Raw genomic sequence first — 26,964 nt, 5'->3', positions numbered from 1 at the left:
TTAGAAACCCAGGTTTAAGCCAAAAGTAAATGTCCTCAACTGAGGGTTACCATTAAAATCTACACCCGCACCGGAAGTATTGGTTTCAGGATCAAGTCCTTTATAGCCTGTAATTACAAATAAATTTTGTGCAGAGGCATAAACCCTTACTTTTCTGATGCTTCCTTTTGATAAAATTGAACTTGGCAACGAATAACCTAGTGCTAAGTTGTCCATTCTCAAAAAGTCACCTTTTTCAACAAATCTTGATACTGCATTATTATCTAAGTTGATAAAGCCCCCCCTGGCAGCCCACAATCTAGGCATCTGCCCGTCACCAGGATTTTCCACACTCTGCCATCTGCCTAAAACTTCAACACTATTGTTTACAAAATTATTGCTTAATAAATCCTGTCTGGTTCTATTCATAATATAGTTTCCGCCCTGGAATCTTAGGAACACATTCAAATCAAAATCGCCATAAGTAATGGTATTATTAAAGCCTCCAAACCATTTTGGTAACGAATTACCCAAAATCACTTTATCATTTGCAGTTAAAGATGATCGGTTATCAGGATTAGTTGCACTAACAGGTTGTGCGGGATTAAAGAAATAATTAGGGTTGGCTGGATCGTATTTATAATAAGTAGTATTACTGATTCTTCCCTGAACTAAGCTACCATCAGCTTTAACATATAAAGGATTACCATTTGCGGCATTTACACCAGCATACTGATAACCATACAATGTTCTGATTGATTCGCCAACGCGGGTTAAATTGTAATCACCTACGATATCATTTCCATCAACCAGCCCTTTAACCTTATTATTTTGAACTGAGAAATTCAATGTCGTATTCCATTTCACCTTGCCTGCCGGAAGTACGTCTGCATTTAAAGAGAATTCCCACCCTTTGTTCGTCATACTACCTACATTTCTACTGATTGAGTTTCCGGGAACACCCAATACAGGTGCTGTTGGAGCCGCTAAAATCAAATCTTTGGTATCTTGCTTCCAATAGCTAACCCCTAAATTAATACGATTGCTCAATACTCCAACATCTAAACCAACATCATATTTTTTCTGTGATTCCCATTTCAACAATGGATTTCCAGTATTGTTAAAGCCGATCCCTCCCTGGTTTCCATAAAGAGCGGCACCGTAAGTACCAAAGTATGGGAAAGAACCAATATCAGTATTACCTACTTCAGCAAAAGATGCCTTAAGTCTTAGATCAGAAATGAAACTTAAACCTTCGGCATTTTTAAAGAATTCTTCCTGATTAATACGGTATTGAATACCAACCCCAGGAAAATACCCTACTCTATTTCCCATGGGTAATGAAGATAAGGCATCTCTACGAATCGATCCAGTGATATAATATTTGTTTTTATAATTATAGTTTAACCTGCCTAGGTACGATTCAATACCGTTCAAAGTTAAACCACCCGATATTGTTGGTGTAATAAAGGTTCCGGATGTAATATTCTGATTAAAGTAGATATTTAACAGATTCGACACATTTGCCTGGAAAAACGATGACCTTTGTTTTTGAAGCTCTGATACTAATGTCACATCTATATTATGCTCACCATTAATAGATTTGGTATATGATAAGATATTTTGCCAGTTCCATCTGAAAAACGGACTATAGGCTTGAGACATCGATCCATTACTACTGAAACCATCGCCATGACGAGGATCAGTATAAACGAAATCTTCGATATACGACCCATCTATACCAAGCTGGGTTTTAAATTTTAATCCATCCATAATCTTAGCCTCCAAATATGTAGATCCGATTAAACGAATAGTTTGAGATTGACGTACGTTATTATCCAATACAAATCGAATATTTGGGATGTTATCTGAAATAGGACTCAAGTTTGCTCCGGGTCCAAGCGATCTTCTGTCCGTACTGATGTTATAGCCGGTGATATCTGTATCACTGTAAACAGGAACGTTTGGAAGCATGCGTGTAGCGGCAAAAATATTTCCGGATAAGTTATTTGAACCGGCTAATGGACCTAAGTTCTTCTGATATGTAACACCTGACGTGATACCAAAGGTTAAGAAGTTTGTAATTTTCTGATCTAAATTGGCCCTAAAACTATATTTCCTTAACGAGTTAGACACAATTGCACCTTTTTGATCTGTAAAACCAAGAGACATAAAATATTTAGTTTTATCTGTACCTCCGGAAGCAGATACGGAATGACTTTGTTGTACCGATTGCTGGAAAACCGCATCTTGCCAATCTGTATCCACAAAGCCTCCTGAACCATCTGGAGTGGGTTTGGCCTGTGGGTTTTGTCCGGCATTGGTAAAGCGCTCATTGGCAATAGTGATAAATTCATCTGCATTTAGCAAGTCGAAACGGCTGGATATGTTGGCTATTGCAGTCCAGCCATCATAGTTAAACTGTGTCCCTGATTTTCCTCTCTTGGTGGTAATTAGAACAACACCATTAGCTGCTCTTGACCCATAAATAGCCGTAGCAGCGCCATCCTTTAAGATTTCAATAGATTCAATATCATTGGAATTGATGTCTGCCAATGCATTTACTGATGTAAAGCCACCAACATCGCCACTAATTACAGGTATCCCATCAACCACATATAAAGGTGATGCGCCTGATGTAATAGAGTTAATACCGCGAATTCTAACTTGTGGCGCCTGACCAAGCAAACCTGATGGGGTTATAACCTGAACGCCGGTAGCCTTACCTGCCAATGCCCTATCAAAAGATGGCGCCGGAATATTTTGAAGAGATTCTCCCGCCACTTTTGCCACACTTCCAATCACATCCTTTTTTGAAGCTGTACCATAGCCTACAACAACAACATCTGTTAGAGATTGGGCATCTGACTCCAGGCTTACATTTATTAAATTCCTGCTACCAACGGAAATAGATTGGCTTACGTAGCCTACTGAGCTAAATTCAATTGTTGACGCGGATGACGCGACTCTGATGGCAAATTTACCGTCGGCACCAGTTGTGGTTCCACTTGGCGTACCTTTGATTTTAACACTTACTCCGGGAAGTGGTAGTCCATCACCCTTGCCTGTAACTGTACCAGTGATTGTTCGATCCTGCGCTATTGCCGAAGTGGCAATAAAAAGCAGTATGAACAAACTTTGTAGAAGTTTTTTCATAAAAAAGTTAAGTTTAGTTAATGATAATGCAATATAGAATTTAGTATTTTGTAATGCAAATTTTACAATAAAAAATAGTTACCTTCGCATATATAAACTAGTAAACTACTAATTAAGAAATACTTATAAACAATTTGTAGGTCAATTTTAATTTATACACCGGGATGTACATGCTGTATTTGAAATACATCCATATGACAACCATCATATCGTGAATAGCCAACAAAGTCTGATTAGTTGTTCAATTTACTGCTCCGGCTGCAATAAATAAAACGTGAGCAAACTTTATCATTCTAATTCTTAATAAAGTTAATTTAGTTTCCGTTTAATAACTAAATATAACACTTACGAGGACGTGGGGCAAATTTTACAAAAAAAATAAAAAAGTTTGATTTAATCAGTTCTATAAGTACTCGCCGAAAAAATCTATTTAACGCGTAAAAAAACCACATTTCAGATTTAACCACCTATAAAACAACAATATAAATAAACAAAAAAGATACAAATACATTAAAATTGGATTAGAAATAGATGCTACAAACTTCGTTTAAAGGGAATATTGGTTTTCGAATCAATATTATAGCACTTGTTTTATACTTCCAGTATAAAGAATTGAATGGTCGAAGCATACGTTTGAATCACGATTCCATCAAAATCTCGTCGTTTTTAAATTTTTGCAAATTTGCTTGAAAAGGAGTGGTATCAAAAGCAATTATCGCTTTGAAAGTTTCTTCTTGAAGGCAAGGATCAAGGTAACGGTTAAAATCCGGCCTTCCATTTTCATAGTTAAAAGATAGAGTAAGTAAACTTATTTCTACTCACATAAACAAATATAATTTCAGATTCATATCAATATCAGCTTCATACCGTTGACCTACAACTCAGTAATAGGCAAAAAAAGGCCGCCTTATAATTTGCTTATAAGACGGCTTTTTTCAATAGTTTTTTTAATAATTTATTTATCTACGTAAACCCTCACGTATGTTGGAACTATAGTTTGTCCATTATCAAGAGTGATTAGAAAATAAAAACTTCTTGCCAGAATTGCGGCAGTAGTCGTTCCTGATACAGCGGCTGTAGGAGCAGCTAAACCTGTTTTAGCAGTATACTCAGCTAAAGTCGTATTAAAGGTTACGGTAGTGCCGTTTCCAGCGATAGGTGCAGTATTGTACAAACCAGTCGTCACTTGTACGCTTCCATAAGCTGTTGCTGCAGCTACTCTTGTTATTTCCTTTATCGTTCGGCCAGATGTAGCAGGGATTGACAATATAATCTGAATAGCACCCCCAGCGCTTAAAGAAGTTTTAACGGTTGGAGCTGTAAAAATATCATACTGATTAGTGACTGTCACTGGTATTTCAGGAAGATTATTAACGGTAGAAATATTTTCTTTTTTACAAGAAGTCAATCCTATAATAACCATTAATCCCAAATATACACTTGATTTTATAGTTAATTTCATAATGTTTATCTAAAATGTTCTTAATATATGTTATTTACCCCACCAAACTTTTACACTGGTTTTAATAAGAGGTTTTGGTTGATTTGGATTTGCATTTCCCTCACTAGAAGTATAAACATAACGCAAAGGAATTGCACCATTATTATCTCCAACAGCATTTAAAGCAGGCGCCAATACTGGATAACCAGTTCTTCTGTAATCATTATATGCTTCAATACCATTTCCTACCCAAGAAAGGTATTTCTGTGTGATAATTTGCTTAAGCTTATCAGCATTCGTACCAGCCAAATTTACAACCGTAGGATTATCAGTAAAATACTGATCAATTTCTGCAGTTGTCATGCCAGCTTTTGTCATCGAAGCTCTTATGCCAGCTTGATACAAAGTATTCGCATCGCCCGCTGTACCTAATAAGAGCGCTGATTCAGCTAAGATAAATTTTCCTTGAAAATTGGTCAACAATCTAACTGGTGCCTCTCCTGTAGTACCGACAACATATGTGTTGTACACGGAACGCGTAGCAAGTGTAGGTTGAGTTACAGTAGCGCCATTTTCGTATCCAACAAATCTTGTCCCTAACGGCTTAGTGTAAAACTTAGATAATCTAACCGTATCATTAACACTTTTTGATAAAGCTAGAAGTCTTGTACTTAACATTTCACCATTTTTAAAACTTCCGGAAATGTCTTGAACGTACATTGGATTTTGATTAGTAACAGCTGAACTGAAAGGTACCATTAAATCATACTGATTATCATCAATATAACCTTCCGTGCTAGCCAATACGCCTTCAATCTGTGCCTTTGCCAATGTCGGATTTACAACGGAAATCGTATTTGCGAATTTTAAGATTAGACTGTTTCCAGCTCTTTTCCATTTAGTTAATACACCACCATAAATTAAATCATCAGTACCTGGCTTTAATGCTGAAGGTTTGTTTAGGTCAGCAATTCCACTTTTTACCAAATCAAACAATGAGGTTATTCCCGCTGAGGAGTTGCCTTGATAAATATCTGCCTGAGAATCATATCTAGGAGCTGGAAAATCTAAACCAAAACCTGCTTGAGAATATGGAACATCACCCCAAAGATCTGTCATTACAGAAAAAATATAAGCTAACTGAATTTTAGCAATGCCTGAATAAGCAGGATCTGTAGACTCGGATTGTTGAATGATAATGCGTAAATTATTTATACAACCTTGAAAAATTTCAAAATTCCATTGGTTGTCAAATAAACCTGAGATATTATAACTATCATAGGTTAAGTTTTGATTGGCCAGGCCTGCATTATACTGCATTAAAATAGACGCACACCTTCCTAATTCATTTGCATTCGCCCATCCAATTCCGATAGAAGTTGTCGGCAATAACACTTTTGAAGGCACCTTTAATGCCGAGTTTGGATTCTTGTTTACATCTAAAAATTTCTTACAGGACGTGATCGACAATACACATGCTGCAAATAATATAATTTTTTTCATATCTAATATTTACGTAGTTAATTAAAAAGTTACTCTTAAGCTCGCTCCAAAGTTTCTTGTATTAGGAGCACTCTGAAGCTCCAATCCGCGGATATTTCCCGCACCCTGAGTAGAAACCTCAGGATCGATAGGGCTATTTGGAGCGTAATAATAGAGATTTCTTCCGTAAACAGTTAATCTAATATTTTTTACAAAGTTTGATTTTAAAGTTTTACCTGTTAAATCGTAACCAATAGTGATCTCTCTTAAGCGGAAAGTAGTTGCGTCAAAAACATTAAACTCGGTGCCACCAATACCTCCAAATCCTGCGTTCCAATAAGTTTGTCCAGGGATTTGAATATTATTCGGAGAGAAGCTTCCATCCGCATTTTGGATAACACCTGGTAGAATATGGGGTTGTTCACGATCTTCCGCAGTGATTAACAATGAACCATTAGATCTTAATGTTGCAGCTGTCCATGAAATAACATCTCCACCTTTCTTGAAATCAACCAATCCGGAGAAAGTAAAGTTCTTATATCTTACTGTATTTGTCAATCCTGCGGTCCATTGTTTATTTGGATCTGCAATAACTTGGTTTGGAATAGTTGCCGTGCTATAAAGACCAGTAGTCTTGTCAACGATCAAATCACCCGAAGGACTACGAGGGTATTTACTACCTACAATTACACCATAAGCATAACCTTCATAAATGGTAGGAATCTGTCCAGAAAACGCATTACCAGCAATGGCAAATGAAGTTACACCCGGAGCGATCGAAATAACTTTATTTTTGTTCTTTGAGAAATTTGCAGAAATTTCCCAAGTAACGTCTTTGGTTTTTATTGGTAATCCACTCAATAACAACTCAATACCTTTATTTGATACTTCTCCAATATTTGTTAAGCGACTGCCATAACCAGTTGATGCTGGTAAGGCTACACTAACAATCTGGTTTTTACTACCCTGCTTGTAGATAGTTGCATCTAAATTAACTCTATCTTTAAATAATCCCAAGTTTAATCCTAATTCATAAGAGTTGGTAAACTCTGGTTTTAAATCTGGGTTACCAATTGAACTATTAGCTCCAAATCCTAAGATAGGCCCATAAGGGAAACTAAAACTCGCTGTATTATTTCCATAGCTACCTGAGGAATAAGACCTAGCGTCCAATACATAAGTATTCGCATCTTTACCAACCTTCGCATAAGAAGCACGAATTTTACCTATGCTTAAGATGTCCGATTTGATTTTAAGCGCGTCAGTGAATACAAAACTTGTAGATACTGATGGATAAAAATAAGTGTTATTTGCTACAGGAAGGGTAGAAGATTGGTCAAAACGGCCAGTCAGTTCCAAGAATAAATAGTTATTATATCCTAATGATACCTGTCCATAATATCCTAATAATCTTCTTCTTGTAGTGCTCTCACCAGAATTGGTAAAAACTTGTCCGTTAGCAACGTTAGTATAATCAGGAATAGTCAATCCAACACCTGATACGGTTGCATTCTGAAAATCTCTTTGATTAATGTTCTGACCTATTAATGCCGTTGCATTAAGTCCATTTGTAAAAAGATTTTGTTTTTTAGCAGTGATAAGTAAGTCTCCATTTAATTCACTTCTAAAGAAATTGTCCTCGGTTACGCTACCCGCTGAGCTTGCTGCTTGAGTTGATCCGATGGCAACATAACGCTTACGCCTATCAGTATAAGTATCTAAACCTAAACGATAACTAACATTCAACCAATCTAAAACATCATAGCTTAAGCTAACGTTACCTAGGAAGCGAGATACTCTACTTTTAAAGGAGTTTTCATATGCTGCAAAATAAGGGTTATCTCGTCCTGTTACAAACCAGTTGTTAGTGCCATCAGCATTTTTGTAATTATCTCTATAATAAGCTAAATCCGTTGATCTGGTAACTCCAAAAATACCAAACATACTACTGTTTGCGCCATTCCCCTGAGTTGTAGCGCCATTTTGGAAAGTATTGAAATAATTTGCTGAACCATTAAGATTTAGTTTTTTAGTTAACTGAGAACCAGCGCTAAATCTTATGTTTACTTTATCAAAATCAGATGCTGGTAAAATCCCTTTAGTTGTTGAGTTACTTGCGGAGAATGCGTAATTGTTTTTAGCATCACCACTGATTATTGAAATATTGTTATCCCAGGTATGACCTTGAGCAAAATATGTTTTAAAGTTGTCCGGGTAATTAATGTATGGCAATACATCGCCAGGTTTATAAGTTACACCATTGATTACCGGGCTTGTCCCTGCAGCAACGATTAAACCATTTGCAATTGTCGGCGTTGTACCAAATCTCTTTCCTAACGAAAATGTTGAAGTTGGAGAAAATACACCGCTAGACCCCTGACCAAATTCGTTTTGTAGTTTTGGAAATCCATAAACATTTTGAACACCATAAGCGGAGTTTACTGTAATGTCAGTTCGACCAGCCTGCCCTGATCCTTTTTTGGTGGTAATTATAATTGCACCAGCTGACGCTCTTGAACCATAAAGTGCAGCAGCGGCCGGACCTTGAAGTACGTTCAATGACTCAATATTGTTTGGATCAATATCCAAAGCCCTGTTAGCTGGCTGATTACCATACAAAGTATTAGTTGTTTGATCTACATCATTACTAATAGGAATACCATCTACAACAAATAGTGGCTGATTCGATCCTGATAACGAAGACATACCTCGTAAAATAATATTAGTTGAAGAACCCGCGCTACCACTAGCCCCAGTAATTTCCACACCAGCAATTTTACCTTGCAGGGCATTCAAGAAGTTATTATCTCCTCTATCAACAAGCTGCTCGCCCTTCACATTTTGTGTAGAATAGCCTAAGTCTCTTTTGGTTCTTTTTAATCCTAATGCGGTAACGACAACTTCAGATAAATCTTTTGCATTTGGCACTAATACTACATTTAAGGTATTACTTGCCCCAATTTTTAAGCTTTGGGTAGCATATCCTAAATAAGTAAATTGTAAAATCGTTGATCCAGCTGGAACGCGAAGGCTATATTTACCATTTGCGTCGGTCATTGCGCCGCCCTGTACGTCCTGAACCTTAACACTCACTCCCGGAAGCGGTAGTTTGTCGTCAGAAGAGATAACAGAACCAGTAATTGTTCGATCTTGAGCCATTGCATTCATAGCAATAAACATCAATAAGAACAAACTTTGTAGAAGTTTTTTCATGAAATTTTAATTATGTGATGATTTAGTTATTTAAAGGGTCGAATATACTGGAGATAACCATTATTTAACAAAATTTAACATAAATAACCATCATAATGACTTTTTTTTGACAATAAAGCTGTCTGATAAATAAGTCAGTATAACTTGAAATGTCAATACTATAGTATTAAGCCACTAATCGAAAATTATAGTAACAGATAAATCAATTTCCTTAATATTGAGTTATCTAATGCTATATTTAATTACGGTCGCGAAGTATGAACTGAAATTCAATCTTCCTCCCATAAAATTTAAAAAAAAATAGGGTTGCGAATTCGCAACCCTATTTTTAACATATCTGGATGAAAAATTACTATTGTTTATCCCACCATAAACGAGTACTTAAAGCATCAGGACCCTGAGCTGCTACAGCAGCATCATAATTTACCTTATTTAAGTCACTTTCTGTTTTAGGATAAGCTTGTCTTCTAGGAATTTGCTTATCCGCATTTGCCGCATCACGAGCGGGAACTAAAACCGGATAGCCTGTTCTTCTCCATTCTGCCCAAGCCTCATAACCATTGTTCATATAGAAATTCAACCATTTTTGAGTCTGGATTTTCTCTAGTTTTTGATTGTGAGTTAAACCAGCTGTTAATAAAACATTAGGTTGTGCTTCATAAGCTATTTTCTGCGCAGCAGTAATTGAAACAACGGGATTGGTAGAAACTGCAGACCATTGATCCATAGAAGCATCAATGCCTTTAATATACCAGTTGATCATTTCAGCATCACCACCAGGAATCCATCCTTCTAAAGCAGCTTCGGAAAGCGTAAAGCACATCTGTGAATAAGTTGTCAACTGTAAAGGGAAGGTCTGTGCATAAATTGCTCTTCCCAATAGAGCGCCATCAACTCCAGCGGTATATTGATCTGTAACACCATACGGAATACCTTTATAAACAGCTGGAGAACCAACTGTTCTAGAGAAGACAGGTAGGCGTGGATCTGCATTAACCACCATGTTTTTGTCAACTACAGTTTGCGATACACCATAATCAATACGGCCGTTTCTTACATAATTAGTATACCAAGGACTTTCGTACGTAGAGTTAGCCTGATAAGCAAAAATGGCATTATCTGAATTGGAAGTCATTAAGCCAGCTGCAACTGCCTCTGTAAATGCAACCTTAGCGGTCGCAACATCTTCAGTCTTCATCATTCTTAAAGCAACAATCGCTCTTAATGAATTTGCCCATTTTTTCCATTTAGCGACATCACCACCAAATAGCGGATCGTTAGGCTGTGATGTTGTTATTTGCAATGGAGCTTCTTTCAATTCCTTCAAAAGGTCATTATAAATGAATTTCTGCGTATCGAATTTAGGTTGCGTATTCAATAAGCCCAAACCAGATTCAGTATACGGAACATTACCCCATCTATCGGTAATTTGAAGCATTAAAAAAGCTTTCAAAATCCTCGCATGACCAATTTGATTAGCATTGCTACCGTTATCTGTTACCTCTTTGGTAGCTTTCGTAGCCGGGTCTGTGTTTAACTTAATAATACGTTGCAAATCTTGTATAGGGCCTGCGTAGATACCATCATAAGAATATTGGCTTTGTGAATACCTTGATTCATTGGTATAAATAAATTCGGCCATATGCTGTACATATAACAATCCGGCAGCACCATTTGGAATACCTCTTGTACCGATAACCGCACTGGAGAACAAGAACTTCGTACTTGGAGATAATGGCGTATTTGGATTCGTGTTTAAATCGCCGAAATCCTTTTTACAAGCTGATAAAAAACTTGCACCCGCCACCATCAATAATATATATTTTTTAAATTGATTTTTCATCTTTCCTGTCCTTAAAATTATAACGAAAATTTAACGTTGAAACCAACCGTTCTGGTTCCGGGAAGCTGAGCCGTGTCAATCCATGAAGATTGTAATTCTGTAGGATCAATACCTTTTACCTTACTGTATATCAGCCATAAGTTCTGCCCAATCACAGAAACATCAATTCTTTGGAATGGCAGTTTCTTAAATAAAGTTTTAGGAAGGCTATAGGTTAATGCAACCTCTCTCAACTTCACATAAGATGCATCATAGATCCAATTTTCAAAAACGTTTTGAAGTCTTGTTTCATAAAGCTCTCTGGCATCCACATAAACCGTATTTGGCAAACCTGTAGTTGCATTTACGCCTTCTAACCTAATACCACCACCATTTGCGGGGTCATCTCTTTTAGGATTGCCTTTATCATTCAGACCAACAGTCTCTTCCGATAAACCAGAACCCGCAGTAATCATTCTTGTTAAAGAAAGTAATTTACCTCCTTTTTGAAAATCCAATGAACCACCCAAAGTGAATTGTTTGTAGGTGAACGATGTTGCAAAACCACCAGTAAACTTAGGAAGGATACTTCCTAGCGGCATATTATCCTGCAAAACGTAGAAGCCATCATCATCAATCAATTTGTTTCCGTTCGCATCTTTAACAATACCCTGTCCATTGATAAAACCTGAAGCCTCACCAACTTTAGCATTTAATGATGCAGATGGAGATCCAACAAATCCGAAAGATCCAACGGACCCGTCGATACCACCTAATATGTTATCAACACCTGGCGCCAAAGCAATCACTTTGTTTTTATTGATACCTAGGTTAAAATCAGCATTCCAAGTAAAGTCTTTGCTTCTAACCGGCGTGCCACCCAAAGTAATCTCATAACCATAGTTTTTGATGTTACCTGCGTTAATGGTACGTTGGGTATAACCAGAAGAACCAGGCGTAGTTACGTTAATAATCTGATCTTTAGTTTGTCTTGTATAGAAGTTGAAATCACCTCTTAAGCGATCTTTGAAGAATCTTAATTCAGCACCAACCTCATAAGCTGTAGATAAAGCAGGCTTTAATTCTGGATTTGGAATTAAATTAGATACTGTTTGCGAAGGGTAAATTACGCTAGATTTGCTATAGTTTGTTGTTGCCAACGGAAATGTTTCAGCAAGCGCATAGGCACCAACATCTGTACCTACACGGGCAACTGAAGCCCGTAATTTACCAAATGATAATGCTTCAAAATCTTTTGTAAATTCAGAGAAAATGAATGAACCAGCTGCACCACCATACCAGTAAGAATTGTTGGCTTTTGGTAAAGTCGAAGTTACATCGTTACGTAAGTTCAAATCCAAAAATAAATAGTTTTTGTAACCTAATGTAGCATATGCATATAAACTGTTTACCTTCCTACGGCTAAAAGAGTTTGTAGCAGATTTTTCGTTTAACGAGTTTGAAACGTTATAAACATTTGGAACAATAAATCCACCGACAGTTCCTGCTGCTACGTTATTATTATCCTGAGTCATTAACTCGCCATATAAAGCAGCCTTTAAAGAGAAAGAACCAAATTCTTTATCATAGGCAAGGTTTGCTAAATAGTTGGTCTCTGAGAACTTTGTTGACGAGCTGCTAAATGCAGGCGTATTTAAAGTAAATGAGGCTGTTCTACCATCTGAATTTACATTCGTTATGTTAGTTCTAGCAATCACCGAAGCTTTCAATCCAGAACCAATATCGTATGTTGCACTGGCACTGCCATAAACCCTTTGAATAAAACTTTCAGATAAGTTTTTGTAAACCTCTACGTAAGGATTATCCCAGAACTTTGGTGTTAGATTATCTGGGCCAGATATGTTCCAGGTGGTGAAAGTGCCGTCCGGACGCTGGTATCTTTTTAATTTTTCCATTTCTATATCACGGTGGAACCACTGATTAAATGAACCGGCAGTCTGGGTACCGTAACCTTCTCTTGGAATATTAAATCTTTTCTCGTAAACGTAATTAAAATTACCAGTTACAGATAGCCTATTGCTTAAATTAGTTGTGTTGTTGAAAACAACCCAATTTTTTTGCTGGCTTGAATTTGGAGAAACGCCGCTTCTAGTCAAGTTAGTGAAAGAAAAACGGGTTGTAGAGTTCTCGCTAGCCTTTGATAATGCCACAGATGTATTATTTGCAATACCTGTCTCATAAAAGTTTTTAATATTATCAGGTTGGGCAACCCAAGGTTTAGTTTTACCATACTCTGGATCTGTTGGATCGAAAGCATACCAAGGAGCGTAAGGCTGGCCATCAAATTTTGGCCCCCAGCTCTCGTCAATTGAAAAATCATAATACCTCGCACCGTTCAATACCGAATTTGCGCTTCCTGCAGGAGCAGTATAAGTAAGCCATGTCTGACCGTTACCACCTCCATATTCGTTTTGATATTCTGGTAAAATATAAACATTTTCAAAAGTTGTAGAGTGGTTAACATCTACCCCAATACCTGATTTTTTAGATGCCTTTTTAGTTGTGATTACAACCGCACCTTCGGAGCCACGCTGACCATAGAGTGCTGTTGCACCTGGGCCTTTCAAAACGTTTAATGTTTCAACATCATCAGGGTTAACTGCATCTGGACTGGTAATAACTCCATCAACAACGTATATAGGGTTTCCTCCCCCCAATGAATTGATACCACGGATACGTATGGTAGATGTCCCGAATTTCGCTCCAGAACCACCACTAATCTGTGTACCCGCAATCTTTCCTGCAATAGCAGTATTAATATCGGCGATTTTAGTCGGGCTGATTTTTTCTGCTGTTAATTGCTGTTGCGCAGTACCGATCGATCTTTCTGACCTTTTAACGCCTAAAGCCGAAGTAACAGTTACTTCACTTAATGTTGTTGCATCTGGAATTAACGAGACGTTAATCGAATTCGATGATAAAGGCACTGTTTGGGCGATATAGCCTAAATAAGTAAAGGTTAATCCTGTTGCGGATGCAGATACTCTTATGGAATACCTTCCATCTGCACCTGTTACAGCACCGCCTTGTGCGCCTTTTACTTTAACACTTACGCCAGGCAGAGGTTTTTGATCATCCGAGGCAGTAACTGTTCCTGTGATTGTTCGATCTTGTGCCATTGCTGTTGTAGCAAAGAACATCAACATGAACAAACTTTGTAGAAGTTTTTTCATAATTAAGAAATAGGTTAGTTAATGATAATTATCGCTAATGTATAGTTAGTTAACTATAACACCAAATTTTTTTTAACAAATTTTAACACTTTTTTATCCTTCATCTTTTCTAATGCGGTTTTTAGGTTAAAAAAAACAAAAAAACAATTGTAATTAATTTGATTGTTTATATTGATTTGACTTTTAGAATTACATCAAAGCACTACAAATGCATTCTATAGATTAATAAAACTAACTGAAACAGGATGATTAATACAGTTAGATTTACTGAATGGCCGCAAGTTTATATTATATTAATAACCACAAAAAATGATGTTCGAAAACAATGTTTTTCCGCTTTCCCAAAAGTTCCTAAAAAGTGGATCGTTTGCCAAATAAACAACCTGTCCCCGCCCAAAATCCTGCACCCCAATAAGCAGCCCGCTTTTCAGCTCTTCTCTTGCTTTTTTGCCTACGATACCTGACATTAAACTTTTTTCGTTGACCAACCCCACGTTCCATCCCTGAACAAATGGCTCATATATTTTACGATCGGTTTTTAAGCTGTAATAAGTTTTGCCCAGACCATAAGCAAAAGGGTGACTGGAATCAAGACTGATCTTATAAATTGCGCCGGGAATGGTCGTTTCAAAATCATCCTTGTTCCTATCTTTAAAGAGAAGTTTGCTTGCCTCCGGTTTCTCATCTTTTTTGACAATAGCCTCTTTCTTTTTAATGTCAAAACCTTTCTTATCCAATACACTCTCGATGGCATCTTCCATCAAAATCATTTTTCCACCTTTATTTAACCAGGCAGTTAAACCATCGCCAATAAAAGCACTATAACTACCATCGGGCAAAATCAATGTATTTACCTTATTGATATCCAGGTTATTTAAATCTTTGGCATTAATAATAACAGGAGAAAGATTCAGATCATGTTCCAAAAAAAACCAGGCTTCGCCAAAGGCCAGAGAAGAAACTTCCGCCCCTGAGGCAATCGCTATTTTAGGCTGTTTTAACAATGGATAAACGTTAGACCCAAAATCTTTACCTTTTTCCACAAAACCACTGCTTACGGCTTGAATGGGTTTATCCTGCATTTTAGCAATAAAGGCTATTTTATCTTTTATTCCCCTTATTGCTTTTTCATTTTCTGCTCTCAGTACAATCAATGTGCCCGTAGGATAATCTCTCCCGTTTACCGAGAATGGCTGATCAGCCTGCCTCACCTTTATATTTTCTTTTTGCAATGCCGTTAAAACCCGAACATCTTCGCTGGTTCCCCAGTTGAAAAGCCAGGCCAGGGGTTTCTCAACCTCAGTATTGACAATCGTTGGTTCTTCAATTGTCGGGAATTTTCCCTTTATACTCTCTTTACTGGCATAACCCTTTAATCCGTACACATAGGGTAGGGCCCAGGCCGTAATATCATAAGTATTTGAATCAGTTACAACAGTTTGTGGTTCTAATAAAACATTAGCCAAAACTGCCCTTGGCTGCTGAATGTTTACAATTAAATCATTCCGGGAAACGCTAAAACTTTCTTCTTTTTGCGTATCATAATCGTAAGCTCTTCCGGTTTTATCGCCACCAAAGGCAAATTCGATCTTATTTCTTTTTAACAGTTCTGCCAGTTTTTTTAAGCGGGATAAACTGGTCGCTTTTATAATATAACTTTTATAAATACCCGGACTATTAGCTAATTCCTGCTGGAAATATTTTTTAAACTCTGCTAATAATTTCTGATGGTTTAAGGAAGTTACTTCGAGGGTAGACATTCCTGTGGTAAAATGGTGCGCAATACGGTCTTTCAGCGTTAGGGTATCACCATCATTGGTTACCACTGATAATCCGGCCCTAATGCCCCCTTGCTCATAAGTCATACCAATTGATCCATTGTACAAAGGATAGGTATCCCCGTAAGAGGGATAGAGCAGGTCAAACCGTTCTTTGGTAAAATATTGCCAGCCTTCGGCATCAAAGTATTTGGCATTGTTTTTACCTACAACCACCTGGAAACTTTTTTGCCAGGGTGTTATGTCTTGATGAACCGGTTCTGCCGCAGGGGCAAAATAATAGGGCTCATTATAGCTTTGCTCATGAAAATCGACATGTACCTGCGGCATCCATTGATTATACAGAGCCAAACGCTGCTGACTTTCAATCTGGGTTTGCCATGCCCAGTCGCGGTTTAAATCGAAATAATAATGGTTTGGCCTGCCACCTGGCCAAGGCTCGATGTGTTCTCTTGATGAAGGGTCGGAATTAGGTGTTTTACCTACAACACTGTTAAAATAGTTTACGTATCGGTCTCTTCCATCAGGGTTCAAACAGGGATCGATTACCACAACGGTATTTTTCAACCACTCGTTAGCAGGCTTGTTAATGCCCGACACTAAAGTGTAAAGCATCTTCATGGCAGTTTCAGTAGAGTTCGCCTCATTGCCGTGAACATTATAGCTTAGCCAAAGTATGGCAGGCTGTTGAGTTAGATCGATCGCATTATTAGCGCCTGTTGCCAAAACTAAATTGTCGCTCCTTATTTGTTCCAATTTAGTTATATTTTCTGGTGAAGAAACCACTGCCACCATTAACGGTCTGCCCTCATTGGTTTTTCCATATTCTATCAATTTCATGTTTTTGGCAGAAGCAAAAGCGGTTTGCCTAAAATAATCAGCGACTTTATAGTGAGGGGTAAAGTGCGAACCTAACTGGTATCCGAGAAATTCATCAGGAGATTGTATTTGTGCCTGCACAAATGAAACCACACCAAGGGTGATTAAACAGATCGTTAAGAGTCTTTTCATAAGGAATAATTTTACCTAATGTACAAATTTTGTTTTTTGTTGTCGCGAAAGCTTAATTTTACATGATATTTTTTACCATAGGCATGATTACAACCGAAAAATTATACGAACACTACCAGAAAAACTCAACCATATCCACTGATACAAGAAACATTACACCCGGTTGTATCTTTTTTGCCTTGAAGGGAGATCATTTTAATGCCAATGAATTTGCCGCCCAGGCCATAGAAAAAGGGGCTGCATTTGCTGTAATTGATGAAGAAAAATATGCGCAAAGCGATAGGTTTTTACTGGTTGAGGATGTACTAAGCTGTTTACAGGATCTGGCACGCCATCACCGCAAACAGCTTAGTATACCGGTTATCGGTTTAACGGGTAGTAATGGAAAAACAACGAGCAAAGAACTTATAAATGCGGTTTTATCTGAACAGTATAAAACTTTTGCCACTTTTGGTAACTTGAACAATCATATTGGTGTTCCGCTATCCATACTATCTATTACAGATGATGTGCAGATTGCTGTAATTGAAATGGGCGCAAACCACCAGAAAGAAATAGAATTACTGTCTACTATAGCACAACCCACCCATGGCATTATTACCAATGTTGGCATGGCACATTTAGATGGTTTTGGTGGCTTTGAAGGCGTAAAAAAAGGTAAGGCAGAACTTTATACTTACCTTAAACAAACCAATGGTTATACTTTTATCAACAGAGACAATCCGCATTTGCTTGAAATGAGCATGACCGCGGGTTTAAACAAGCTCATTTATTATGGAACCGAAAATGGAAATGCCATTAAAGGGGAATTAAAAAGCAGCGATCCTTTTATCGAAGTGAGCTGGACCAATCATGAGGTTTCATCATCGATAAAAACCAATCTAACCGGCAGTTATAATTTCGAAAATATTCTGGCTGCAATCTGCATAGGAGATTTTTTCGAAATGGCGCCTGAAGAAATAAATATTGGCTTATCAAATTATCAACCGAAAAACAACCGTTCGCAACTCAACAAAACGGAGAAAAATACGGTGATCTGTGATTTTTATAATGCCAACCCAAGCAGTATGGCCGCGGCTTTAAAAAATCTATCGGTAATATCAGCCGATAAAAAGACTGCCATATTGGGAGATATGTTTGAATTAGGCCCTGAGTCCCCAAATCAGCATGAACTTATTGCAAAACAAGCCAATGAAAGTGGTTTAGATCAAATCATTTTCATCGGGAAGGATTTCTATGCATTTAAAGGCAATTTTAAAGGTATATTCTTCGAAACGCCGGCCGAGGCTGACCGGTACTTACAAGAAAATTTAATTCATGATCATTTAGTATTACTCAAAGGCTCGCGGGGAATGAAACTGGAAAACCTGTTAAAACACCTATAAATTACTTTGAAAACTGAATTTCATACCTTTCACCATTAATTTCTAAAAGTTCCGGCTTCATTTTATCTGGATAGCTGATCAGCAATATTCTTTTTAAACTTTTTTGAGGACCTAAAGTTGTTTTATTTTTTGCTGGTATTGATACAACTGTGGCCTGGTAAACAAAAGAGACCGGATATTTTACCTTATTTACAAGATCCAGTAATGAAACCTCCGAGAAATCTAAATCAATGGTTTCGTTGGTTTTGTTAGTCACTTTCGTCTTTACGCGAACAAAGGTATAGCCTTTTTTGGCAACTATGCGGCTGTTTCCTGTAGCTTGCTGACTTGCAGAAGTCATTCCATAAACTTCATATTCCATATTGTTTTTGTAGTTGAAGTTGTTTTTCGCCGGGCTGAGCTGATAGACAGTTACACATGATGAAAGCGTTAAGATTAAACCCAAAAAGAGTAATCTAAAAAGAGGTATTTTCACGAATGATTAATTTCAATTAGTTAAGGATTCACTTACAGTTAAACCAACATCACTCACTTCCAGGAGTGGATTATCGCGCATGTTCTGTTCAATCTCAATCTCAAACTTACCATTTCGTGGAAAATAATGGTTGGTCAACATGGGTAGGGTATAACTGAATACATTTCCTGAACCGCTACCCAACCATTCGCCGTCATTTTTGGCCAGTTTATATTGATAACGTTTGGTTACCACCTTTTTACCATCTTTAAAATGGGCCAGGATAAAAATATTGGCATATTTATAATTAGCGGTATGCCTTAACTTAAAATAAATATTATACGCTTTGGTATTATCTTTAATATCAAAAGTTGTAGAAACATGGTTTCGGTAAGTCCACCTGCGGTCGGCAATTTCTACATTGCTATCAACTACACTTTTTGTGCAACCCACAGAAAGGGTAACCATCCATAAAAAGGCAAGTAAAATGATTTGCCTTTTATTCAGCAGCAGGTTTATTTTCTGAGCCATTATTATTGTTTCGGCGGTTATTGTTTTTCCTACGGTTATTTCTGTTTTTACTTTTGCTCTGCTCTGGCCTGGCACCATCTACGCCAACATTCTCCTCAGTTTTAACTATTGTTTTTGGGCCCTGTGGCTGCTTCTGTTTGTTATTTTGCGGTTTGGGTCCATTTACATGATGCGGCTTCGGTACCGCCTGTTGAGGCTTTTGACCAGAATTTTGTTGTGGCTTTCCTCCGTTAGGCTGTTGTTTTCCACTTTTTTGCGCTTTTTGGGTAACCTGTTGAGGCTGCTGAGGCCCGTTATTAGCACCTGGGCTTTTTTCTCCGGCAGTAATTCTTTCTCTCTTATTCTGGTTATTACTGCGGTTATTTTTCTGGTTGTTCCTGTTCTGGTTGTTTTTACCACGAGAACGTTCGTCAAGGCGGGTTAAACTATCCTGGCCTACAACATTTTCGTAATCAAATGATTTTTCTACCACAACAGGCGCAGCAATCTGAACGGCTTCTTCTTTTAAGTTCGGTGCTTTTTTACCCGCCTTATTCATCGCCGTGATCTCTTTTACACGTGCAGCTTTAACCGGAATCCAGTTTTCATCGCCCTGATAACTGAACCACATGATTTTTTTAAAAATATCCGTTTTTTGGTGACGAGCAAAACCCGCCTCAGTATCCAGGTTTTCAATCCTATCTGGAATATCTTTCAACGCATCCAGATAGGTATCCAGCTCATAGTTTAAGCAGCATTTTAATTTACCGCATTGCCCGGCAAGCTTCAAGGTATTTAATGATAAATTCTGATACCGTGCCGCAGCGGTAGAAACCGTTTTGAAATTGGTTAACCAGGTAGAGCAACATAACTCGCGACCGCATGAACCGATTCCACCTAAACGGCCGGCTTCCTGTCGCATCCCAATCTGGCGCATTTCAATGCGGATACGAAAACTTTCTGCCATTTTTTTGATCAGTTCGCGGAAATCCACACGTCCATCAGCAGTATAAAAGAAAGTAGCTTTCGTTTTATCGGCCTGATAATCCACATCGCTGATTTTCATCTGCAAACGGAGATCCAATGCCAGTTTTCTTGCTTTGTGCATGGTTTCCCATTCCATTCCTTTGGCGGCATTCCACTTCTCCACATCGGCTTCAGTAGCCTTACGGTAGATTCTTTTGGTTACCTGATCAAGAGTCGTTTTGCGGCGTTTCATCTGGATCCGCACCAGCTCGCCGGTAAGCGAAACGTGTCCTACATCAAAACCACCTGTTGGTCCTTCAACGGCAACAAGTTCTCCAATTTCCAGGTAAATATTATCGCTATTGAGGAAAAACTCTTTACGAGAGCCCTTAAATTTAATCTCTGTAACCTGAAAAGGTTTATAATTAGAAGGCATATCCAAATTAGACAGCCAATCGTGCACTTCCATTGTCTGGCAACCACCGGTGCCACATGAGCCATTACTTTTGCATCCATTAGGGGTGCAACCACCGCCTGTTGAACAACTTCCACATCCCATATTAATTGTATATATATTGAGTCCCCGCAGGGAGCGTTTTAAACTTGATAATTTTTACCAATTGTAAAGATACATCTAAAAACAGAATTTTCGGGTTCGCGTTTCTTTCAATGTGGTAATGTGCCTTTTCCAGTTCGCTGATAATGGCCTCTGCCATGGGCAAGGTAAGCACATGTGTACTGAGTTTTTTGGCGGTTTCAAAGGTAAGCGGCGGTAATTTGACCAATTCTTCGGCACCACTTAAAATTAAACAGCACTCGCGTAAATAATTTACGCCATATTTTAAAAAATTCTTCTGGTTTTCTCTTCCCCACTTTGCCGCCTCATCGGTAAAATCGATTAAATCGGGTACCTTATTGCCAAAACCCATCCTTAACCAGGCCGTAAATGTACCTGAACTATCGCTTTGTGTATCTGCTGCAAGCGCTTTTGCTTCAATTAAATTCCCGTCGGCTAAAAAAGAATAATCAATAGCCTGATGTTCCGTTAATCCGCTCGAATTTAACAGATACCCGGTCACCTCTTCCGAAGAGAGTTTTGGGATCTTTACAATCTGCGTTCTGGATAAAATAGTGGTTAAAATCTGGTCCTGACTTTGGGCGATTAAAATAAATAAGGTATTTGCCGGCGGTTCTTCAATTAATTTCAACAGGGCATTCCCGGCCTTATCCAGGTATTCGGGAAGCCACATAATTAAAACCTTGGTTTCGGCTTCGAAGGCTTTGTAACTTAGCTTTTTAATAATATCGTGGCATTCGGCGATATTAATATTGGCCTGTTTATTGGCTGCATCGAGTTTAGAACGCCAGATATCCATATCAAAATAAGGATCCTGCAGTAACATGCCCCGCCATTCTTCCAGCACATCCACCGCCGTTTTTACACTTGCCGAGGCGAAAAAAGGATAGGAGAAATGCAGATCAGGGTGAATTAAACGCTCGTACTTTCTGCAGCTCGAACATTCTCCGCAACTATCACTCTCACCCTTGTTTAGGCAATTGATGTATTGCGCATAGGCAATAGCCAGGGGTACAGCTCCAGAACCGGCAGGCGACAAAAACAGCTGTGCATGGCTAATGCGGTTTTCCTTAACCGTTTGCACCAATTGTTGCTTTACTCTTTCCTGTCCGATGATTTCTTTAAACTGCATTTGGTGCAAAATAAGAAATAGATATGAGATTCACACACAAGTGACCATGTTCTTACGTTCAGCGTACATATTTTGGCAGGTAGCAGTCCCTTAAGTTTTCAAGATTTAAGGGCTTGCCTGCCCATCATACAGCGATAGCGAAGTTTCATTATTATTTTTTGGAAATGACTGGTTCTGTTCCAATGGCAAATGCAGTCCTGCTATCTCTCCAAGTCCTCGCTGCGCTCCGGGCTTTCCGTTCTATCAGGTTTATTTAACAAAATCAGTAATGCTTCGGAAACATCAAATAGCGCACTACCCAATTTTACCCAACCGCACTGGCCTGTATCAACTAAATCTGATGGGAGCGGACATCCCGATCCTTCATCCTACCGTGTGGACACATCTTTTTAAGAATAGTTTGGGCATCATGCTATGCCTGCTTTGAAAAACTACAGCTTTGAGCGAAGAACGTCGTCAATCCCAAGAGCCAGGCAAATCAAAAAAACAGTTGCAGGTCAGATAAATTAGCACTAACAAACCTGAAACGTAGTGGTTTTGTGTTCATAAAGATGGTTTAAATATTTTAAAAAATATATGAACACAAAACAAAGTGACCGATGTTTTTTTGATGCGCAAGGGATTGTGCAAAAGGCTCATTGCCGGATTGACGGAGCGCTTTGGGCACTTTGGCGCTCCAAAGTACCATGCCACCGCGGCATAGAGCGGCAGAAAAATATTATCATTAATTGTGTCCACACGGTAGGATTTTTCATCGGGATAAAGCATACAGCAGGGCCATATATACCAAAGTACTACAGGTTTTGCTTTCCAAAAAACAGAACGAATCAATTTTTGAGCAAATAACACGCACGTTACCAGCACATTACCGCTTATGTTTACCGAATATTTCAAAAAGCTTACCTTTGGGCTTTTATTTTTTAAACTGGTGGTAAACGCTTTACGCCAAACACCCAATGCTTAACTTGTATGGCACGGATCCTTGCATTTGATTACGGAACAAAACGCATCGGCATTGCCGTAACCGATCCATTGCAGATCATTGCAACAGGCCTGGACACGGTACATCCTAAAGATGTGATCGAATATATTAAAAAATACATGCTTAACGAACAGGTTGAGGCCTTTGTATTAGGCGATCCCAAACAAATGGATGGTTCGCCGTCTGATTCTGCTCAACACGTGAAAGGTTTTGCTACGCTGCTGAAAAAATCATTTCCCGATATCCCAAGGCATTGGGTTGATGAACGTTTTACTTCTAAAATGGCGCAGCAGGCCATTATGCAGAGCGGGCTAAAAAAAACCGACAGAAGAGACAAAGACCGGGTAGATACAATTGCCGCAACCATTATTTTACAATATTTTATGGAAAGTAACCGTTTATAACCAAAAATGAGCCTAATAAACAACGATTTACAGGATTTACTAATTGCCTATTGCGAGCCTGAAAGCGAATTGCTTCAACACATAGACCGCGAAACCAACCTTAAAGTGTTAATGCCCCGCATGCTTTCCGGCCACTACCAGGGCCGGGTATTGAGCATGCTCAGTAAAATGGTTTCCCCTAAAAGGATCTTGGAAATCGGCACTTTTACCGGTTATGCGACTTTATGCCTCGCAGAGGGATTAACTAAAGACGGCCTAATGTATACGCTGGATATTAATGAAGAACTGGAAGACATGGTTCGCCATAACTTTGCCAAATCAGCCTATAATGATCAGATTCATTACATCCTCGGCGATGCTACTATTACGATTGCAGGTTTAGATGAAGTTTTCGACATTGTTTTCATCGATGCAGATAAAAAAAACAACGGTACATATTATGATCTCATTTTTGACCGTGTTCGCCCAGGCGGGCTGATCATTGTTGATAATGTATTATGGAGTGGAAAAGTACTTCAGGAGAAACAGGATAAAGACACTAGAAATATTACTAGTTTTAACGACAAGATAGCTGCAGATGAACGTGTTGAGAAATTAATTTTACCGGTGCGGGATGGTTTGTTTGTGATCAGAAAGAAAGCTTAATATATTGTGGTTAATCGGTTAATTGTTTTAACCGGTTAATCGTACAGTTAACCAATTAAATAATTTGTACAGTTAACCATGACTAAAAAAATCTTTACTTTCTGCCTGTTCCTTTTAACAGGAATTATTGCGAAAGCACAGAATACTGAAGACTATATTGCAGCACATGTAGCGTGTGCACAAGGTTTAATGCATGATCATAAAATTCCGGCCAGCGTTATTTTAGCTGTTGCCATTCACGAATCTGCCGCCGGAAACAGTAAAATCGCACAGCACCTCAACAACCATTTTGGTGTAAAAGGACCAAATAACAACGCGGAAATCCGTTCCTCATATCGTGATTATTTAAATGCCGACGAATCTTACAGCCATTTTGTAGAAATTATGGAAACGCGGGCGCCTTTTAACAATCTTTTTGGGAAGTATGATCAGTATGATTACAAAGGTTGGACTTATGGCATCCGCCGCTGTGGCTATGCCCATAGCAGAAGCTGGACCAGTCAGGTAATTGGCTTAATTAAAAAATACGAACTCTATCAATACGATGAGCGGCCGGAGGGCTATGTAGAACCTGTTTATGCAGCTCCTGTACACCGCCGGGCAAAAAATAAAAGAAAAACAAAGTTATATACGGTTAAATCTGGCGATAATCTAAGTATTATCGCCAAAAAGAAAGGCACAACCGTTAAATCCCTTATGCAAAAAAACGGTATTAAAAAGGCAAATTTAAAGCCAGGACAGCGAATTAAGTTTTGAATTGGGAGCTGGGAGTCATGAGTTCACAATTAACCAGTTTTCAGTCCACAGTTCATCAATTAAACCATTAACCGATTAAACATCACCATATAATGCGTTCATATCATCATTACCTTTTAATCGCAGCAATCCTTGTTTTTTTTAGTTCCTGCGGCACCAGAAAGTTTGCTAAAAACAATAAAAAGATTGAAAAAGAAGCGAACAAAGCAAACAACAACAATTATAAGAGTTACAACACCTTAAGTTATATTGATGAATTTAAAGGTGTGGCTATAGAAGAAATGAACTCAGCGGGAATTCCGGCAAGCATTACTCTGGCACAGGGAATCCTGGAATCGGGTAGTGGAAACAGCGATCTGGCCAAGTATGCCAACAACCATTTTGGCATCAAATGTACATCAGACTGGAAGGGAAAAAACTATTTCCGTGATGACGACCAGAAAAATGACTGTTTTAGGGTTTATAAAGATGCCCGCGAATCGTTCAGGGACCATTCTGAATTTTTAAAGCGCAAGCGCTACAGTTTTCTTTTCCAATTAGACAAAAATGATTATAAGAGCTGGGCGCAAGGGTTGAAAACCGCAGGTTATGCAACCAATCCAAGATATCCGGACTTGTTAATCAATACCATTGAAAAATACCAGCTTTACCAATACGATCAACCGGAAAGTGAAAAGCAAAAAATTGCCCGAGAAGATCGTGTTTTTTTAGAAATCAATAAAAATATCCCCCAGGAAAAGGCTAAGTTTACCCCTGTAGAAACGCCACCTGCCGGTGCTAAACCGATCCTTGCCGACGGCACTTATACCGTTGTTAAAGGTGATACACTTTACAACATAGCCAAACGCTTTAATTTAACCGTTGATGAGCTAAAAATGCTGAACGAAATGACCACCGAAACCATTAAAATAGGCCAAACATTGAAGGTTAAATAATGTTAAGTAAAAAAATAGCCAGCAAGATATTTGTAGTTTTATAGCTGAATGAAATTTTTTATTCCTTTTATACTTGTTTTTGGCTTCTCTACGTGGCTTTATGCACAAAATAAACCTGTGCAGGGTATTGTCATTGATAAAGAAACCAAGCAGCGCTTAGCGAAGGTTTATATTTATAATGTCCGTACTGGTGACGGTTTATACAACAACACAAAAGGCGAATTTAGCACGTTTGCTCTTCCTGGCGATACCTTGGTTGCAGCTTTATCAGGCTATGGTGTAGATACGATTGTTTTCAAAGGGCAAACTGCTGCATATTTTCAACTCCGATCGCTCGGTATCAGATTACGTGATGTAGTTATTCAACAAAAAAGATTGGCCCCGCAGCAGCAATATGAAAAAAATGTTCAGGAATACCGCTATCAAACCTTAAAAGGTAGTAGTAAAGATTTATTGAATTTAGGCAACGGCGGTGTTGGCTTAGGTATCGATGCCATTTATAACCTGTTAAGCAGGCAGGGGAGAAATGCCCGTCATTTGCAAAAAGTCCTGGAAAAAGATTATCGTGAAGACCTGATCGATTATCGCTTCAACGCCAATCTGGTCAGTCAGGTACTTGGCATAAAAGACGCTGAACTGACTGATTTTATGCAGCAATACCGTCCAACCTATCAATTTGTATTGGATGCTACAGATTATGCTTTTAATCTTTTCATCAGAAACGCCTATAAAAGCTACATGTTAAATCCTAAAGCCCTACAATTGCCTGCATTACCTAAAATAACGATTGATAAGTTGTGAACGCACCAGTCCTGATTGTTAAAAAACTACCCGCAGCAGGCATGGCCATCTTTCCATTTATTCTGCTAAAATCGGCAGCGTTTAAAAACGATCAGGAAATTATCAACCACGAAAAAATTCACTTGCGTCAACAGTTGGAATTACTTGTATTCCCTTTTTATATCTTATATTTGCTTAACTATCTGATCAACCTGATCAGATACAAAAAACACAATCTGGCCTATCGGAATATTGTTTTTGAAAAGGAAGCTTACACTCATGAAGCTGATTTAAATTACCTTAAAAATGGTAACTGGTATGGCTGGATCAAGATAAGGTGAAACTATTTCCTCTACTTTTAT

The 26,964-nt window shown here is 38.3% G+C and carries 18 protein-coding genes; 7 read left to right on the top strand and 11 right to left on the bottom strand.

All coding sequences use genetic code 11. From position 1 onward, the window contains the following. From ACIQXP_RS09880 to ACIQXP_RS09850, 7 genes are all read right to left on the bottom strand, one after another. Positions 1-3,135 (bottom strand): SusC/RagA family TonB-linked outer membrane protein, encoded by a 3,135-nt coding sequence (locus ACIQXP_RS09880; protein WP_387505480.1) that lies wholly within the window; start codon positions 3,133-3,135, stop codon positions 1-3. Between the two features lie 955 nt (positions 3,136-4,090). Then, positions 4,091-4,597 (bottom strand): hypothetical protein, encoded by a 507-nt coding sequence (locus ACIQXP_RS09875; protein WP_293745046.1) that lies wholly within the window; start codon positions 4,595-4,597, stop codon positions 4,091-4,093. Positions 4,598-4,627: 30 nt separating this feature from the next. Then, on the bottom strand, positions 4,628-6,079 hold the full coding sequence (locus tag ACIQXP_RS09870; RefSeq protein WP_387505481.1) for a SusD/RagB family nutrient-binding outer membrane lipoprotein: 1,452 nt from the start codon (positions 6,077-6,079) through the stop codon (positions 4,628-4,630). Positions 6,080-6,100: 21 nt separating this feature from the next. Beyond that, positions 6,101-9,271 carry a SusC/RagA family TonB-linked outer membrane protein gene (locus ACIQXP_RS09865; protein WP_293745044.1) on the bottom strand — a complete coding sequence of 1,057 codons (3,171 nt, stop codon included), beginning with the start codon at positions 9,269-9,271 and terminating at the stop codon, positions 6,101-6,103. A gap of 352 nt (positions 9,272-9,623) precedes the next feature. Beyond that, a complete protein-coding gene (locus ACIQXP_RS09860; RefSeq protein ID WP_293745043.1) occupies positions 9,624-11,114 on the bottom strand; it encodes a SusD/RagB family nutrient-binding outer membrane lipoprotein in 1,491 nt (496 codons plus the stop codon). A gap of 17 nt (positions 11,115-11,131) precedes the next feature. Beyond that, the gene (locus tag ACIQXP_RS09855) at positions 11,132-14,287 is read right to left on the bottom strand and encodes a SusC/RagA family TonB-linked outer membrane protein (protein ID WP_293745042.1); all 3,156 of its coding nucleotides are present in this window, start codon (positions 14,285-14,287) and stop codon (positions 11,132-11,134) included. Between the two features lie 293 nt (positions 14,288-14,580). Beyond that, positions 14,581-17,076 carry a M14 family metallopeptidase gene (locus ACIQXP_RS09850; RefSeq protein ID WP_293745041.1) on the bottom strand — a complete coding sequence of 832 codons (2,496 nt, stop codon included), beginning with the start codon at positions 17,074-17,076 and terminating at the stop codon, positions 14,581-14,583. Positions 17,077-17,159: 83 nt separating this feature from the next. On the opposite strand from ACIQXP_RS09850, the gene ACIQXP_RS09845 reads away from it, so the two are divergent. Then, complete coding sequence (locus tag ACIQXP_RS09845) at positions 17,160-18,461, top strand: UDP-N-acetylmuramoyl-tripeptide--D-alanyl-D-alanine ligase (RefSeq protein ID WP_293745040.1); 1,302 nt, start codon at positions 17,160-17,162, stop codon at positions 18,459-18,461. Between the two features lies 1 nt (position 18,462). Here the strand turns inward: ACIQXP_RS09845 and ACIQXP_RS09840 are convergent, their stop codons facing one another. From ACIQXP_RS09840 to ACIQXP_RS09825, 4 genes are read right to left on the bottom strand one after another with little or no spacing between them, the layout of a single operon-like run. Further along, positions 18,463-18,936 carry a hypothetical protein gene (locus tag ACIQXP_RS09840; RefSeq protein ID WP_387505482.1) on the bottom strand — a complete coding sequence of 158 codons (474 nt, stop codon included), beginning with the start codon at positions 18,934-18,936 and terminating at the stop codon, positions 18,463-18,465. A gap of 12 nt (positions 18,937-18,948) precedes the next feature. Beyond that, the gene (locus ACIQXP_RS09835) at positions 18,949-19,446 is read right to left on the bottom strand and encodes a gliding motility lipoprotein GldH (RefSeq protein ID WP_293745038.1); all 498 of its coding nucleotides are present in this window, start codon (positions 19,444-19,446) and stop codon (positions 18,949-18,951) included. After that, positions 19,415-20,950 carry a regulatory iron-sulfur-containing complex subunit RicT gene (gene ricT, locus ACIQXP_RS09830; protein WP_387505483.1) on the bottom strand — a complete coding sequence of 512 codons (1,536 nt, stop codon included), beginning with the start codon at positions 20,948-20,950 and terminating at the stop codon, positions 19,415-19,417. Before ricT ends, ACIQXP_RS09835 begins: the two co-directional genes overlap by 32 nt. Position 20,951: 1 nt before the next feature. Then, positions 20,952-22,100, bottom strand: coding sequence for a DNA polymerase III subunit (locus ACIQXP_RS09825; RefSeq protein ID WP_293745036.1), 1,149 nt, complete (start codon positions 22,098-22,100; stop codon positions 20,952-20,954). Between the two features lie 969 nt (positions 22,101-23,069). On the opposite strand from ACIQXP_RS09825, the gene ruvX reads away from it, so the two are divergent. From ruvX to ACIQXP_RS09795, 6 genes are all read left to right on the top strand, one after another. After that, entirely contained in the window at positions 23,070-23,486 is a 417-nt protein-coding gene (gene ruvX, locus ACIQXP_RS09820) for a Holliday junction resolvase RuvX (RefSeq protein WP_145858237.1), read from the top strand. A 6-nt stretch (positions 23,487-23,492) separates the two neighbouring features. Continuing rightward, entirely contained in the window at positions 23,493-24,131 is a 639-nt protein-coding gene (locus ACIQXP_RS09815; RefSeq protein ID WP_293745035.1) for an O-methyltransferase, read from the top strand. A gap of 78 nt (positions 24,132-24,209) precedes the next feature. After that, the gene (locus tag ACIQXP_RS09810; protein WP_293745034.1) at positions 24,210-24,887 is read left to right on the top strand and encodes a glucosaminidase domain-containing protein; all 678 of its coding nucleotides are present in this window, start codon (positions 24,210-24,212) and stop codon (positions 24,885-24,887) included. Between the two features lie 92 nt (positions 24,888-24,979). Next, positions 24,980-25,822 carry a glucosaminidase domain-containing protein gene (locus ACIQXP_RS09805; protein ID WP_387505484.1) on the top strand — a complete coding sequence of 281 codons (843 nt, stop codon included), beginning with the start codon at positions 24,980-24,982 and terminating at the stop codon, positions 25,820-25,822. A gap of 48 nt (positions 25,823-25,870) precedes the next feature. Continuing rightward, positions 25,871-26,623 carry a hypothetical protein gene (locus ACIQXP_RS09800; RefSeq protein WP_293745032.1) on the top strand — a complete coding sequence of 251 codons (753 nt, stop codon included), beginning with the start codon at positions 25,871-25,873 and terminating at the stop codon, positions 26,621-26,623. Continuing rightward, on the top strand, positions 26,620-26,943 hold the full coding sequence (locus ACIQXP_RS09795) for a hypothetical protein (protein WP_293745031.1): 324 nt from the start codon (positions 26,620-26,622) through the stop codon (positions 26,941-26,943). The genes ACIQXP_RS09800 and ACIQXP_RS09795 overlap by 4 nt, the downstream gene beginning before the upstream one ends. Positions 26,944-26,964 lie beyond the last annotated feature (21 nt).

The organism is Pedobacter suwonensis, assembly GCF_044762335.1.
Lineage (GTDB): Bacteria > Bacteroidota > Bacteroidia > Sphingobacteriales > Sphingobacteriaceae > Pedobacter.
This window is presented reverse-complemented; position numbering and strand designations above follow the sequence as displayed.